Origin of the sequence: Nostoc sp. FACHB-133 (assembly GCF_014698055.1) — a bacterium.
Lineage (GTDB): Bacteria > Cyanobacteriota > Cyanobacteriia > Cyanobacteriales > Nostocaceae > Nostoc.
Genome location: NZ_JACJSH010000001.1, coordinates 449077 through 464847 on the forward strand (window position 1 = coordinate 449077; position 15771 = coordinate 464847).

At 43.1% G+C, this 15771-nt stretch carries 14 protein-coding genes; 4 read left to right on the plus strand and 10 right to left on the minus strand.

Translation table 11 applies throughout. From position 1 onward, the window contains the following. Positions 1-116: 116 nt before the first annotated feature. From H6G86_RS02075 to H6G86_RS02085, 3 genes are all read right to left on the minus strand, one after another. The gene (locus tag H6G86_RS02075; protein WP_190932874.1) at positions 117-2816 is read right to left on the minus strand and encodes a type I secretion system permease/ATPase; all 2700 of its coding nucleotides are present in this window, start codon (positions 2814-2816) and stop codon (positions 117-119) included. Then, complete coding sequence (locus tag H6G86_RS02080; protein WP_114084579.1) at positions 2765-3547, minus strand: peptidylprolyl isomerase; 783 nt, start codon at positions 3545-3547, stop codon at positions 2765-2767. The genes H6G86_RS02075 and H6G86_RS02080 overlap by 52 nt, the downstream gene beginning before the upstream one ends. A gap of 415 nt (positions 3548-3962) precedes the next feature. After that, complete coding sequence (locus H6G86_RS02085) at positions 3963-4760, minus strand: TIGR00297 family protein (protein WP_190932875.1); 798 nt, start codon at positions 4758-4760, stop codon at positions 3963-3965. 604 nt (positions 4761-5364) lie between these two features. Between H6G86_RS02085 and H6G86_RS02090 the strand changes: the two genes are divergently transcribed. After that, positions 5365-5796, plus strand: a complete 432-nt coding sequence (locus tag H6G86_RS02090) for a VOC family protein (RefSeq protein ID WP_190932876.1) — start codon at positions 5365-5367, stop codon at positions 5794-5796. A 93-nt stretch (positions 5797-5889) separates the two neighbouring features. Here the strand turns inward: H6G86_RS02090 and H6G86_RS02095 are convergent, their stop codons facing one another. Further along, positions 5890-6522: an esterase/lipase family protein gene (locus tag H6G86_RS02095; protein ID WP_190932877.1), complete on the minus strand. Its 633-nt coding sequence runs from the start codon at positions 6520-6522 to the stop codon at positions 5890-5892. 401 nt (positions 6523-6923) lie between these two features. Here H6G86_RS02095 and H6G86_RS02100 point away from each other — a divergent pair, with 401 nt between their 5' ends. Next, complete coding sequence (locus H6G86_RS02100; RefSeq protein ID WP_190932878.1) at positions 6924-7388, plus strand: hypothetical protein; 465 nt, start codon at positions 6924-6926, stop codon at positions 7386-7388. A 23-nt stretch (positions 7389-7411) separates the two neighbouring features. Here the strand turns inward: H6G86_RS02100 and H6G86_RS02105 are convergent, their stop codons facing one another. The 3 genes from H6G86_RS02105 to H6G86_RS02115 all read right to left on the minus strand — a co-directional run bounded on the left by H6G86_RS02105 (position 7412) and on the right by H6G86_RS02115 (position 9559). Then, on the minus strand, positions 7412-7615 hold the full coding sequence (locus tag H6G86_RS02105) for an after-VIT domain-containing protein (protein WP_313930333.1): 204 nt from the start codon (positions 7613-7615) through the stop codon (positions 7412-7414). Between the two features lie 187 nt (positions 7616-7802). Continuing rightward, positions 7803-9194: an asparagine--tRNA ligase gene (gene asnS, locus H6G86_RS02110; protein WP_190932880.1), complete on the minus strand. Its 1392-nt coding sequence runs from the start codon at positions 9192-9194 to the stop codon at positions 7803-7805. Positions 9195-9196: 2 nt separating this feature from the next. Then, entirely contained in the window at positions 9197-9559 is a 363-nt protein-coding gene (locus H6G86_RS02115; protein WP_190932881.1) for a sll0565 family protein, read from the minus strand. Positions 9560-9603: 44 nt separating this feature from the next. Between H6G86_RS02115 and H6G86_RS02120 the strand changes: the two genes are divergently transcribed. Then, positions 9604-9879, plus strand: coding sequence for a DUF6439 family protein (locus H6G86_RS02120; RefSeq protein WP_041565907.1), 276 nt, complete (start codon positions 9604-9606; stop codon positions 9877-9879). A gap of 63 nt (positions 9880-9942) precedes the next feature. On the opposite strand, the gene H6G86_RS02125 is transcribed toward H6G86_RS02120, so the two are convergent. Together H6G86_RS02125 and rlmD are read right to left on the minus strand one after the other, a co-directional pair. Beyond that, positions 9943-10392, minus strand: a complete 450-nt coding sequence (locus H6G86_RS02125; RefSeq protein WP_114084571.1) for an ATP-binding protein — start codon at positions 10390-10392, stop codon at positions 9943-9945. A 391-nt stretch (positions 10393-10783) separates the two neighbouring features. Beyond that, positions 10784-12190 (minus strand): 23S rRNA (uracil(1939)-C(5))-methyltransferase RlmD, encoded by a 1407-nt coding sequence (rlmD, locus tag H6G86_RS02130; RefSeq protein WP_190932882.1) that lies wholly within the window; start codon positions 12188-12190, stop codon positions 10784-10786. Between the two features lie 295 nt (positions 12191-12485). On the opposite strand from rlmD, the gene H6G86_RS02135 reads away from it, so the two are divergent. Further along, on the plus strand, positions 12486-12971 hold the full coding sequence (locus H6G86_RS02135) for an allophycocyanin subunit alpha-B (RefSeq protein WP_012407637.1): 486 nt from the start codon (positions 12486-12488) through the stop codon (positions 12969-12971). Positions 12972-13511: 540 nt separating this feature from the next. On the opposite strand, the gene H6G86_RS02140 is transcribed toward H6G86_RS02135, so the two are convergent. Further along, on the minus strand, positions 13512-15491 hold the full coding sequence (locus H6G86_RS02140) for a beta strand repeat-containing protein (protein ID WP_190932883.1): 1980 nt from the start codon (positions 15489-15491) through the stop codon (positions 13512-13514). Positions 15492-15771: the final 280 nt, after the last annotated feature.

Sequence of the window (15771 nt, forward strand, 5' to 3'; positions counted from 1 at the left end):
TCTGCATACTTAAGCAATTTAAAAGGCGAATGAATTATAATTTCATTCGCCAAAGACTATATTTAAGTGGCTTTTCAGGCATCAAATAAGCACAAATTAAAAGCTTGTTAAAGCTACTAAATGTTTGCTTGCTGCCGTTGATATAGTGACCAATACAAACCCTTTTGTTGCAATAACTCTGAGTGAGTCCCACGTTCGGCAATCACGCCTTGTTCTAATACCAAAATCAAATCAGCGCGTTTGAGAGGGGCAAAACGGTGAGCAATCAGAAACACAGTACGGTTAGCGGAAACTTTTTGCAGGTTTTGTAGTACTTGTTGTTCAGTTTCACTATCCAAAGCGCTGGTAGCTTCATCCAAAACTAAAATCGGCGCTTGGGAAAGAAATAACCTTGCGAGGGCAATACGTTGTCTTTGTCCGCCAGATAAAGCTGTACCGCGTTCACCCACATTGGTTTCGTAACCGTAGGGCAATTGACTGATGAAGTCGTGTGCTACTGCTAGTCTTGCCGCCTCTACCACTTGTTCTGCGGTAATGTCGGGAGTACCGAGAGTGATATTTTCCAAAATGGAACCGTTGAATAAAAAGTCTTCTTGGAGAACTACACTAACTTGTTGCCGCAGTGAGGCTAAATCGGCACTTTTAATATCAAAACCATCAATTAAGATGCGTCCTGATTCAATTTGATAGAGGCGTTGCAATAGTTTAGACAGGGTACTTTTCCCAGAACCACTACGTCCGACAATGCCAACAAATTGCCCTGGTTCAGCATTGAAAGAGATTCCCCGCAGAATTGCTTCAAAGTTCGGCCGGTAGCGGAAAAATACTTGCTCGAAGGTGACTTGTCCTTTCAGAGGTGGTAAAACTAGACCAGTTCCTAGTTCAGCTTCTGGGGAGACGTTGAGAATATCACCAATGCGATCTACAGAAAGTAGCACTTGTTGGAGAGTCTGCCATAACTGTACTAAGCGCAAAAGTGGGCCCGTGACTCTGCCAGATAGCATTTGAAAGGCAATTAGCTGTCCAATTGTGAGCTTTTGTTCGATGACTAATTTGGCTCCAAACCAGAGAATCAGCATGGTGGAAAAATTAGTCAGGAAGTCACCAATGTTGCTGCTGATATTGGAGGTGGTAGAGGCTTTAAAACCTGTGCGGATGAAGCGAGCAAATAAGCCTTCCCAGCGATCGCGGGCTACTGGTTCTGCTGCATGGGCTTTAACGGAATGAATCCCCGTGATTGTCTCTACTAGAAAGGATTGACTATCGGCACTCCGGTTAAAAGTTTCGTTGAGCCAGTTACGCAGAATTGGTGTTGCAACTATCGTCAAAGTTGCAAACAGTGGCAGTACTGCTAAAGCCACAAAGGTGAGTGGGACATTATAGTAAAACATCAATGCCAGGTACACCACAGCAAAGATGCTATCCAGAATTACAGTTAATGCTGTACCCGTGAGAAACTGACGAATTTGTTCGAGTTCCTGGACTCGTGCTACCGTGTCTCCGACGCGCCGCGACTCAAAATAAGCCAAAGGCAAACGCATCAGATGGCGAAATAGCTGTGCTGATAAACTTAAATCCAGACGGCGGGCTGTATGGGTAAAGATGAATAGGCGCAGAATGCCAAGTACGGACTCAAATATGGCTACACAAAGAAGTGCGATCGCCATAACATCAAGAGTCGGCAAACTCCCCTGCACCATTACTTTATCAATAACTACTTGCGTAATTAGTGGTGTTGTTAGCCCCAAAAGCTGCAAGGTAAAAGATGCTAATAATACTTCTGTTAGTAATCCCTTATACTTCCAAACTGCTGGGGTAAACCAACTGAGATTAAATGTTTCTTGTTTAGATATGAGTTCTACTTGCCACAATTGTCCATCCCACGATGCCTCAACTATGGATTGTGGTAAGCTTTCACAAATGCGATCGGGATTTAGAGGGTTAGCGATAATTAAGCGATCGCCCTTAACTCCATAAACTACCACCCAAGATGGACTCTGGGGTGAGTCAGAATTCCATAATAGTAAAGCTGGAAATGACAGTTGTCGCAACTCACCCCAACTCACTTGTAACCGCCGCAACACTAACCCTAACTTTTCTCCTGCTTCCACAACCTGTTTTGGGCGTTGTCCTCTGAGTTGACGTTGCACCCATTCCAGTTGCACAGAGTTTTCTAGCTGTTGCGCTACCATTGTTAAACAAGCAGCCGCAGTGTTCCAGCTAGCAACAAATGGATAATTTGAGATGATTAAATTCGCGGCTGGGAGTCGTTTTTGGGGTTGGAGGCTGTGAGGGCTGGAAGTCCGATCTGAGACTGTTACTGAAGGAGTGGAAGAGAAGGAAAATGTTTCTCTTTCTCCCTCCATATCCACTGGTAAGACTTGCCAAAATTCCTGAATTTGTGGGTTAGAAAATTCTGTCCACAGCGCTGTATCCCAACACACTACTACTACTTCTTTGCTAGCAGCTACAGCTTTAAAATCCGCAGACAGCTTTTGTAAATCACCAAACCAATCCCCCACTTCTAGGGCTGCCAAAGGTTTGCCAACTCCCTCTTCTCGTAAGCGAACTTTTCCAGCCACAATTAAGAATTGGTAACGACCGACATCGTTAGACCAAATTTTTTCTCCCAAACGATACTGACGAGTTTGACACTCATTTTCCAATTGGGATTGTTGCTCGGGAGTCAGCCAGCATAGCGGTGGCTGATTCCAAGGCAAAGAAGCTAGCACTTTTAATCGTAAAGATTCATTATCCAGAATTTTTAACTCACTTGTAGCTTGACTGTCAGTTTTTGAATTTTCTCTGCTAGCCATTTCTCAAATAACTCATTTTGTAGTGCTTGCTTGAGTTGAGTATCTTCTAAAGACGCTGGCAGAAATTGTTCTACTCGAAACAAACCATAAGGTCCTTCTCCTTGGGGAGAGTCTTTGCCAACGATTTCTATTGGTCCTATTAATTGTCCAGGACTTGCCACATCAATAGCTGCCCGTAATATATCCGGCATACTTCCTCGGCTGACTATTCCCATCATGCCGTTGACAATTCGGTCATCTGAAAGTGAATACTCTTTAGCTAGTTGTTCAAAACTACCTCCTTCTTCAATTTGGGTTTGTAGTTCGTCTGCTAATTCTCGATTATTAACAACTATCCGAGAAAGTACCACCCGATCCAAAAAGATTTTGCGTTCAATAAAATATTCTTGGATTTTTGCTTCCGTGACTACAGCTTTCAGCTTTTCTAACTTGTAACCAAAAGTAACTGATGTATGGAATGCGGCATAATCTGTGTTATTGGTTTTTAACCATTCTTGAAAACTTTGAGGATCGGTCAGTTGATTTTTAAGTCTAAAGTCAATAATGGACTGTTCGGTTATTGCTGTACCAATTTCAATATCGTCTCGTGTTCGGATTTCTTGCTCAATTACGTGCTGGCGGAGAATATCCCCAATGAACTGCCCCAATTTTCCAGAGGCTTGCAGGTACTTTACAGCTTCCTCAATAGAAATTATTTGGTCATTAATTGTCAAAAATGATAAAGATTCCATGAATTAATTATGTGAAAATGGTTAAACACTTATAGGACTTTTAAATTAAATCATTATAGAGATCATTTGGTCGTTGATGAATAACAATGATAAAGATTCCATGAACTAATTACATCTAAACGGTCAAAAAATTATATAGCTACTCAATACGATAATTTTCCATGATTATGTTTACAGTCTAGCGGGGACAAAACAGGATTGAAAATTTTAGAGGTAGTGCAGTAGTAAAGCAGATTGCTTATTTTCTAGCACTGGCTCGCATGAGTATTGGGTATTGAGTGCTGTTAGCAGTAGCGGGGTCTTTAGACCGTGCTTAGTGCTGAGTGGAGAATCTCACTTTTTTACTCAGAACTCACAGAAGAGGAACCGTTTTACCCAATGCCCAATGCCCAATTCCCAATTCCCAATGCTCAATCTACTTAATGATATTTACCCATGTCCAGGAAAGTAGCACAGCCGCGATCGCACCGATTAATGTATTAAAAATATTTACTACTTCATTGGTCAGCCAGGTATACTTAGATTGCAGTGTTGCCCCAATCACACTTTCTAAGTTAGTGGCAATAAATGCTGCCAGTACACACCAAGCGACTCCTAATAGATCGATTAAACCAACTCCCCAACCAACAAATGCGATCGCTACAGAAGCCACAATACCAGCTAAAGTTCCCTCCAAGCTGACCGCTCCTTCTGTACCGCGAGGCACCGGTTTGAGTGTGGTAATTAGAAAGGTGCTTTTACCATACGCTTTACCAACTTCACTTGCAGTAGTGTCAGCCAGTTTGGTACTGAAACTTGCTACATAACCTAGTACTAATAGAGACTGGAGATTGGGAACTAAAGATTGGGAACTAGGTACAAGAAATCCCGAATTTATTATCCCTACTCCCAAGGCACACAGCGCCCCGGTCAAAGCTGAACCCCAGACATTCTCCGGGCCCCTTGCTCCAGAACGCTTTTCGGCAATTCCTTCAGCCTCTTTCTGCGCCATACCGATGCGGGTAACACCAGAACCAACCAGAAAATAGAACATTACTACTGTATATCCTTGCCAGCCTAGAGTTACCCAAATTAGGATGGCCAGAAACCACGCATGAAATGATCCAGCAGGCGTAAGTAGCTTTTTCGGGGCAATCCAAGCTAAACCCAATAGAATTGTGTTTAATACTACTGCCACCAACCAGGGATTAACAGAATCAATTAAGGATGACATCAGCAATTAATCATGAGTAATTTTGTCTTAACATGAACAGAATAACGAATTTGTCATGCTTAGTGCTTAGTTCCTGAAACCTCTCCAGTTAAAGTAATATGTTTGTATTGTTAACTAAATTGCATCCGATCGCCCTCAAAGCTGAGTGTAAAACTACAAACAACGTTTTACATATACACTGCAATATTTATTAAAGGAGGTGGATTAAACAAAATGCAAAAATTTTGTTTAGTTGGGTGGATTCTTCTAACAACTGATCCAAAGCACTTTATTATGGTGCATTAAGTTCTCAACACACCATCTCTCATAAAGTTGTCAGCTTTGAAATCTCCGTTACTGAGTGTCTGCCCAGGCAAACATAAATTAGTATACCTGCACAAGAGAAAGGAGTCACCTAAAGAATTAAGTGTAAATTATGTAAATATAGGGCGAAGTCTTTAGCCACAAGTTGCAGTGACTGAATGGTACTCAGTCCCTAGTTTTATTTATAAAGATCAAGGATATAAATTATTGTCAGCTAAAACTGTGTTCAAGTTGACGACAATCAAAACTTAACAGAATAAATTGTAGATAGCATCAACTACTAATATCTTTTCCAAAAGCTATGAGCCAAACTTTATTCCATCTTGCTTTCCCTGTGACTGACATTGCCCAAACAAAAGCATATTACGTATATGGATTGGGCTGTATTCCTGGTCGTGAAAACCATCATGCGCTGATTCTAAATCTCTATGGTCATCAACTAGTGGCTCACGTAACCAAAGAACCCTTGATACCGCAACACAGTATATATCCCAGACACTTTGGGCTAATTTTTACCCAAGAACATGACTGGCAAGACTTACTAGAAAGGGCACAACAACAACAGCTACTTTTTCGTGAAGAAACCAAAAATCGCTTTGTTGGTTCTCCTCTTGAACATCGCACTTTCTTTTTAGAAGATCCTTTTTATAACCTTATGGAATTCAAGTATTATCGTCACCCAGAAGCGATTTTTGGGAGTTACGAACATACGCAAATTGGGGATAGAACTTAAGTAATTCGTAATGGGCTACGCCCCGCTACGCTAACGTAATTCGTAATTTAAAGATGAATAGAATAGATTCAGGGTGGTAAGTATCTTAGCTACTTAATTGGATGCTTTTTTCAGGAAGGGCAGTTTAATAGGCTTTGTTAAAGCTGCTTTTACTGCTGCTAAACTCCTTGGGTCTGTTAGCATCCAAGGGTGTAGGGCAACTGGTACTATTACTTCACTTCCTAGGGGCATTTGTGAACTATTCGCTGGGACAATCATCAAATCATAAGGTGTCCAGATCGAAGTAAAATCTAATTGCTCCAATATTACAGCATCAGAATTTAAATCCTTGAGAAAAATGCTGTCGGGGCGCATTTGCACGCAACCAGGACGCTGGGAACCATAAGCAACCACAGTTCCATTATGGGGTGAAGAGATCGTAATAAATCTCTGAATGCGGTTAATTCCTCCCAGTCGCTGGATATAGTAACGGCTGACAATTCCTCCCATACTAAAGCCTATTAAATCTAGCTCTTGTTCTGGTGCAAAGGTGGCTGTAACATAATCGGCTACCTGCTCTGCCAATTTATCAAGGCCCACATCACCATTATTAGGAAACAGATCAAGAGAATATACAGGCCACCCCTGCAATCCTAAGTAACCTGCCATTTTATGAAAAACTGCCCCCGTATCGTCAATGCCGTGTACCAATAACACAGGATTGCGCTGCTGATTTTCAGTATTCATCTCTCAAATCTGGCTGAATGAAGTCTGTACAAAATGTAACTGAGTGCTGTTGCTATCTGCGAACAATCTATGACACTCCTCCCACTGGTTAAAAGTAAACCCCTTGCTTTTTTTCCAATCAATAATTTTCAAACGAAGAAGTGTTAATTTTTATAAAGCTTGCTTTCAGAATCTTGCTCTTAGTTACAGTAAAATTTAATAATTAGTTCTCGGTGTATGAAGGTCGCAAGTGCTTGCATAAAGAACATTTGCCCTATAGTTTTACTACAATGTTGATTAAGCACAAATCTATAAGGGTTGTCATCAGAACGAGATGACACCAAAGCAGGAAATGTTACATTTTTTCGTAATTTTTAACAATTACGGTCGATTTCCAAATATACAAGGCAGGAGTAATTGTAATGGATTTTATCAAAAAGTTAATTTCAGGGATTCTCGGTTTCGTGACTGGGATTCTTGGTTTCGTGACTGGGTTGTTACCTGGTAAAAAACAAAGCAATGGTTACTTCTTAGAACTGGATGAAGCAACCAGTCAATCGAAACCAGCAGCATCAAACGGTAAAAAGGCTGCGGCCCCAGCAGCTTCTCCGGCTGCAAAAAGCCCTGAGCCTCAGACTGCTAAAGCAACCACAGCTGCGACACAGACCAAAGTAGAAGCATCTCAGAATGGTAAAGCTGTGAAAGCTGAACCCGCTAAAGCAGCCGCCACCGCTAGCCCAAAAACACCTACTGAAACCACCTTTGCACCAAAATATCTTGCTCCTTCGACTACTAGCTCTAATGGTCGTCGTCGTCCAGGTGCGAATATGAGTGCTTACTTAGACATGGCACGTCAGGTTAAAACGCCTAACACGTCTAACAATTGATAAAGAGGCGAAATTGCCGGTCTCTACAAGTTAAATGTGATCCGCAAGGTTAAGATAGCTTTGCCAGTTGTAGATGGAGGAACTCTCCAAACTAGGAGCGATCGCTTAATTTTCTCCACTACAACTTCATCTTTTACGGTGGAGGCTTTTTTATCCAAAACTACCCGTCCTGAGATTCTGGCATTTTGCCGGATTTTACCAATTGTTTGGTTTTGTAGGTTGATGATAAAGTTTTATAACTGGATTTTTGTTGATCCCCAAAATTTAAAAACCTGGCGATTATAAATTAATACGGTTCAAAGCGCTACTTGTATAAAATGGGGGGTTTGAGACGCGATAAATCGCCGTCTATACAAGTGTTTTGGTCTTATCTGAACTGTATTGGATTATAAATGGCCAGGTCTACCATTTAAACTAAAATTCAGCACTTTGTGGTGTACGCGGAAAAGGAATCACATCGCGGATATTTCCCATACCCGTCATAAATTGCACGAGTCGTTCAAAACCCAGTCCGAAACCAGCGTGGGGAACAGTACCATAACGACGTAAATCAAGATACCACCATAATTCTTCTGGCTTTAATCCTTGCGCTAACACGCGGCGTTCTAAAACTTCTAGGCGTTCTTCACGCTGGGAACCACCTACAATCTCCCCAATTTTGGGTGCGAGAATATCCATTGCGCGGACGGTTTTTTCATCGTCGTTCAAGCGCATATAAAAAGCTTTGATTTGCGCTGGATAATCTGTAACAATTACTGGCTTTTTAAACTGTTGTTCAGCTAGGTAGCGTTCGTGTTCTGATTGTAAATCTAAACCCCAACTGACTGGATATTCAAATTTAACATCAGCTTTTTCTAAAACTTTGATGGCTTCTGTGTAAGTTAACCGTTCAAACTGATTATTAATAATATTTTCGGCTGTCGCCAACACAGATTTATCAATGCGTTCATTGAAAAATTCCATATCTTCTGGGCAAGTTTCCAACACATATTTAAAAATGTGTTTCAGAAACGCCTCAGCTAAATCCATATCGCCTTCTAAGTCACAAAAAGCCATTTCCGGCTCAACCATCCAAAATTCTGCTAGGTGGCGCGAGGTGTTGGAATTTTCTGCACGGAAGGTAGGGCCAAAGGTGTAGACGTTACTAAACGCCATTGCCATCACTTCCGCTTCCAACTGGCCGCTAACTGTTAAATATGTGGGTTTCGCAAAAAAGTCTTGGCTGTAATCTACTGCTTGGTTTTCTGTGCGGGGGATATTCTTTAAATCTAAACTGGTAACGCTAAACAGTTCACCTGCGCCTTCGCAGTCGCTAGCGGTGATGATGGGTGTGTGTACCCATAAAAACCCTCTTTCTTGAAAAAATTGGTGAATTGCTGCCGAACAAGCATTTCTGACGCGGAAAACTGCACCAAAAGAATTAGTCCGCGATCGCAAATGTCCAATGGTTCGTAGAAACTCAAAGGAATGGCGTTTCTTTTGCAGAGGATATGTATCGGGATCAGCTTCGCCGTAAACTTTCACAGACTCGGCTTTTAACTCAATCCGTTGTCCTTTACCAAGAGAAGCCACTAGTACCCCTGTAGCCTCAACAGCAGCACCCGTATTCAGTTTTTTCAATATCGCTTCGTAATCTGGCAAATCCTGATTGATGACGACTTGCAAATTAGCTAGTGATGAGCCGTCATTGACTTCAATAAAAGCAAACCCTTTGGACTCGCGCTTCGTCCGCACCCAGCCTTGAACTTGGAGGGACTCATCAGGTTGGCCACTTCGCAATATTTCTGCAATCCGTCGATTTACCATATTTACCCAGCATAAGACTTTAATATCCAGCCTATGATAACGCCCATTCCACCAAAGCGGACGACTTGCCAGAAAGGTTTTTTGAGGCTACGCCAAGAAAATAACTGGCTTTCTAAGTTCACTTCTAGCCTTTCCAACTGCTGTTGAATGTGCCGTAACTCTGCTTTGATTTCTGGTGTCTGAGATTTATTGTGCTTTAGTTGATCGCGGCGCTGTTGCCATTGTGCCTGTTGTTGGCGATCGCGTTGCACTTGATTGTAACGCTCTTTTAAGGATAGGAGCGATCGCTCTACTTCCTCTAATTCTTGTTCAAAATCTGGTTCAGGATTTTCTGCTGACGAGTGTGATTGTTTTGGCGGCTTCATTTACAAGTAGTAAAGTAGAAGTAAATGCAAATGTGCCAATAGTTATGTCCCAATCTACCCAGCTGCCGAAAACCAGTCAACTGAATGAACTTAGTACTCTGGAACTAGCTCAAGCCCTCATGGAAAGACTGAGTATTTCCCCTAACGATTGGCATCGCCTCAAGTCTAACCGCAATTCCCGCGCTAATGAACAAGTGGCAGCAGCAATTGTGTATCTTTTAAAGAATCAACCACAAGAAGCTCAAGCTAGATTAGAACAGGCAATTGGTTGGTTAGATCGCTCCATTTCCGCCCCTCCCTGTCCAACTCACGGCAAGTAGGGAATGGGGAATAGGGAATAGTTAGTAAAAAACAATCAATTAATAACTTTCCCAACTCCCTTTTTATCGTCGCAGAGATAGTCCCCGGCGAGTTTCCATTTGTTTACAAAGCCTTAATTCTGTGCCTTTGCGGTTCCACTCTACCTGATCAAAAATTTGGTGGAGAAGACATAAACCACGACCACTTTCTGATTCATCTGGTGGTAAATAGTCTGTTGGCTCTTCTTCAATAGCAGATGAAGGAGTAAAGCCACTACCCTGGTCTGATATTATCCACCAATATTGATTATCAATTAAGGAAAAACGGACTACAACTGTTTTACTTGGATCAAGATTATTGCCATGTTTAGCTGCATTTACTAGGGCTTCTTGAAGTCCTAGCCGCAGTTCTGCTTGTAATTTGGCTGGAATTTCTGCCAACAATAAATCTAAGATTGGACAAAGGTAGAGGGTTGAGGCAAAACTAATAGTGCCCCAATAACGTGCAACTGGACGGAGTGAAATTGTAATCACAAGAGAAACCCCATAGCTTTCAGTTAGCTAGACATCAGTTTGCTATTACAGGCACCCTGATAAAACTTGAGGTGGTCATGCTGCCTTCAAACTTGCGTCTTTAAAACTAAATTTTGAAAATGCTAGGGAGCATTAGCCCTATAGTATGAGTTGAGATTGCTTGGATATATAACGGCTGCAATAGTTTTGATAGTGATGTTAGCAACTTAAAAAGATGCTAGTAATTTGACAGAGTATTGGGATACTCTAGTTAATTGCCGATTTGTCATTTACACAATCCAATTCATATTTATAAGAACCTATGCAACTTGAATTTATTTAAACGAAAAGTAATTTTTATTTTCAGCTTAATTCAATTTTAGCATCTTTAGTATGCACTAGACTAAAATTTTCAAATTTCAGTTTTTGTAAAGGAATTACTATCTTTGTGCAAATGTGATAGCACAAGAAATGCGGCAGCTTCAACATGAGCAGTTTGAGGAAAAAAATCAGCAGGTTGTACCCGTGTGATGGTATATTGCCCATCTTCACAAAGCAATTTCAGGTCACGGGCGAGGGTAGATACCTTACAGCTGACGTAAACTATCCGAGATGGTTTCAGTTGCCGTAAGGTGTCGATGACAGCGCGATCGCACCCCTTACGTGGCGGATCGAGTATTACTACTTCTGGTATTGTGCCCATTTTAGGAAGTAATTTCTCTACTGCCCCAACTTGGAATGTCACATTATCAATTCCGTTACGGTGGGCATTCAAAATAGCTTGTTCTACTGCTGCTGCTTGCACTTCTAATCCTGTAGCAATCCGTACTTTTTTGGCGAGGGGTAAAGTTAAAGTCCCAATACCACAGTAGGCATCAACTAGCAACTCATGCCCTTGAAGATTGAGTTCTGATTGAATTATCTGCAATAGTGCCTCTGCTGTTTCTGTATACACTTGGAAAAATGTATCTGGGCGTACTTGAAATTCCAGTCCACCAAAGTTTTCACGCAGGTGGGGGACTCCAGCGATGCAACGAGTTTCTGATCCGAATATAGCATTTGTGCGATCGCCATTGCGATTGAGCGACACTCCCACTAAATGGGGATAACGCTTTAACCATTCCTGCGCTTGGGTTTCAATTCCTGATAAATTCCAGTCTTTCACCACCAAAGTCAGCAACATTTCTCCAGTGTGTCGGCCAATGCGTAAACCCAGGTGGCGAATTTTTCCCTGGTGACGCTGTTCGTCATAAATTTGCCAACCTTGTCGTTGAATATCTTGCTTAACTTCGGCAAGTAAGGGATTTAATCGCGCATCTTGAACTGGACATTGATTTAAATTAATTAATTGGTGACTACCTTTTTGGTAGTAACCAGCTTGTACCTGCCCTGTTGCCGATATGCCCAAAGGATATGTAGATTTATTACGGTAGCCTAAAGCAGAAGGGGCAGCAAGTACCGGATCTACTGGTGGTTGGACAAAACCGCCAATGCGTTCTAAAGCTTGGATAACTTGATTTTGCTTTGCTACTAGCTGGTAGTCATAATTAACATGCTGCCACTGGCAACCACCGCATTTGTCCGCCACAATACAATTGGGTCTTATACGGTGGGAGGATGGCTCTAATAGCTCCTGGAGCTTCCCGTGGGCGTATTTTGCTTTAACATGAACCAAACGGATAATGGCGCGATCGCCCGGTACAGTATGTGGGACAAAAACTACACGCTCATCAGCGCGTCCCACCCCATCACCTGTATCACTCAGGTTAGCGATCGTTACTTCAATTAATTCACCCTGTTGCCAAATTATTTTAGTCATTTGTCATTTGTCATTTGTTATTGGGCATGGGGCATTGGGCAAAACAGTTCCGTTAGCGATAGCGGGGCATTTAGCCCATGCTGTTAGCGGATAGCTAAGGTTTAGCCCGTGAAGAGTTGGGAGTTACGAATTCTCCCCCTGCTCCCCCAGCTCCCCCTGCCTCTCCTGCTCCCTCATCCCCTCTTCCCCATTCCCCAAAAGTTTCAATTCAATACATAAGTAGCTCCTATCTCTTCACTTGTGTACCTCCGACTCGCTAAACTAACAGATAATATTTCAGGTGATTTTAATCATCATGACTGTAATTAGCCAAGTTATTCTCAAAGCCGACGACGAACTGCGTTATCCCAGCAGTGGCGAACTTAAAAATATCAAAGACTTTTTGCAAACCGGGGTACAACGGACGCGGATTGCGGCTACCTTAGCCGAAAACGAAAAAAAGATAGTTCAAGAAGCAACCAAACAACTTTGGCAGAAGCGTCCTGACTTTATCTCCCCCGGAGGTAATGCTTACGGAGAACGCCAACGCTCTCTATGTATCCGTGACTTTGGCTGGTACTTACGTCTAATTACTTATGGTGTGCTTGCTGGCGACAAAGAGCCGATTGAAAAAATCGGTTTGATTGGTGTGCGGGAAATGTACAATTCATTGGGCGTTCCTGTGCCTGGAATGGTAGAAGCGATCAATTCCCTCAAAACAGCTTCCCTTGGCTTATTGAGTGCGGAAGACGCTGCTGAAGCAGCACCTTACTTTGATTACATCATTCAAGCGATGTCTTAATACAAAGTGTGTGTTGGTTCTAGGAGTATACTTCCGATCTAGTAGAGTGAGTGCAAGATATTAGCACTCGATAGGGATAAGATACCGAATTTGATCATACCCTCCCCACAATTGGTAGTGGCTGTGGCAAAATATCTGTCAAGTTACCAACCAGTTGTGGGGAAATTTATTTAAGTAATAGTTATGGGGCATTTCTCAAAGGATGAAGGATATACAGACATAAAAAACCGACAGTCCTTGGTTAAGGCTGTCGGTAATTAAGTGTGTTCCCTATTAATGACTCGGCTAGAGTTCAGTTGTCATTAATTATGCCTAGTTAGCGATCGCAGAGAGACGATCATAATCATAGATATGTGTGATTCTCGTCACTTGATTGTTACAGCTAAACTGCATACACCCGAATAATCTCTGAGTCTTAGTAAATCTATGCAAATTTGGAACTAAGAATATATACGCTAGTAGATAATTTGTCAGCTTAAGAGCAAATAACACCGATTAGACACTTACAAGGTAAAACACCAGACGGAGGAATTCACAAACCTATGCCCCGTTTGCTAAACTGCTGTAGCAGAAAGAGCTATCTGCAAAGATAAATTTCTCAAAGCCCGTCGTAGACAAGCTAATGGAGTTTCCATTGCTGTTGAAAGTGATAGTGGCATTAAGGGTATTGCCCGAAATAACCCCAGATACAAATAGTTCAGAGCGATTGAAAGCCCTGAGATCGAGGGTGTCAAAACCATCTCCGCCATCAACAGTTGCAGCACCAAATCCTTTCAAGTAGTCATTCCCAGCACCTAGAGCAATGTTGATTCCGCCACCGATGGTGACTTTCTGTTGAACTCCATCTAGAGTGCTGGTGGCAATAATTTGGTCATTGCCGTTGCCAGTCTTGATGATTCCTTCTCCATAAATACCATAGGCAGTCCCACCGATTGTTGCTGTCGCCTGTCCAGTAAGCTTGTCAGAACCATTACCAGTATCAATTATTCCATCGTTGACGATGCCAAATGCAGTGGCGTTTGTTCCAGAACTGTTCCCATAACCCGTAATTATGTCCTTGTCTGACCCTGTAGTAATAGTGGCATCTTTAATGTTCTGGATGCCGGTTCCAGCACCGCCATCGCCGATGCTACCGCCACCATTGCCGCCGATGCCACCAGCGCCTCTGCCAATGATAGTGTTTTCACCGTCTTGGGTATTTAGTTTGCCACTATTGCTAATGCCAGTCGCACTACCGCCATTGCCACCGTAATTACCAGCGCCACCGATGCCACCAGTACCAGTACCGGTGATCGTGTCATTTCCTGCCCCTGCATTCAGACTGCCACTGTTAAAGATGCCGGTTGCAGTACCGCCGTTTCCACTCTTCAATTCATCGCCACCGATGCCGCCAGTAACGATACCGGCGATCGTGTCATTTCCTTCCCCTGCATTTAGACTACCACTGTTAAGGATGCCCGTTGCAGCACCGCCTTCACCGCCATAGCCTGGAAACCCACTGCCAATGCTACCAGTACCAGTACCGCTGATTCGGTCTTTTCCGTATCCGGTATTCAGACTACCACTGTTAAGGATGCCAATCCCCTTACCGTCGAGGCTGCCAATCATGCCGGCTCCGCCGTCGCCACCAGTACCACTGCCAGCGATCTTATCTTCTCCGTCCCCTGTATTCAGACTCCCGGTGTTAGCAATGCCGATCCCAGCACCCCTGTTATAGTAACCGTAACTGCCACCAGTACCAGTACCGATAATCGTGTCTTGTCCTTCCCCGGTGTCCAGTTCGCCACTGTTAGCGATGCCAATTCCATATCCGGCTGTGCCGTTGTGGTAACCGCCGCCGCTATTGCCGCCAGTACCAGTACCGATAATCGTGTCTTGTCCTTCCCCAGTGTGCAGTTTGCCACTGTTAGCTATACCAGTCCCAGCAACACCGTTGCCGCCCTCTAAAAAGCGATTTCCATTTCCGCCATTACCGCCAATACCAGTGCCGACAATCGTGTCATTTCCGTCTCCTGTATTAATATTGCTAGTGTTGGCTATTCCAGTACCAGTTCCGGCATTGCCGCCGATGAAGTTGCTTAGACCGCCGCCTAGTCCGCCGCCGTTACCGCCAGTACCAATGCCGACGATCGTGTCATTTCCGTCTCCTGCATTAATATTGCTATTGTTGGCTATTCCAATCCCAGTTCCGCCATTACCGTTAGCGCTGATGGTGTCGAAATTGCCGTTGCCGCCGTTGCCACCGTTACCGATGCCAGCGATCGCGTCTTTTCCATTTCCTGTATTCAGACTGCCACGGTTAGCGATGCCAATGGCATTCCCACCCTCAATGGAGCCGCCGTTATCGCCGATGCTACCAGCACCTGTGCCCTGAACGGTGTCATTCCCTGAGCGCGTACAAATGAAACCTCCAGTTAAAATATCAATACCTATTGCTGGAGATGCATTTAACTGTTCACCGATCAGAGTGTCAGAACCGGGAGTGCCGATAAAATTGGGTGGAACCGTAAGTCTAGGCATGATCAAAATCCTCGCTATTAGATTGAGTGCGGTCAATTTACTAATTGGAATGAGTAGTTTCTCAAAAAAATAAATTCCCAGAATCCTTTCTTCAAAAGCCACTCAGTGATTGAGTTCGCTGTTGTATGAGTCACTTCAAGCGAATGAAATGCCAACGAGATAATTTAGATTGCAGGGCATTAAAACTTGCGATCGCATCCTATGAATTTTTTCTGCATTCAACTAGTGGAGGATCTGATAGGCTGATAGCCATTTCTATAATCTGGAAATAACCTATGCA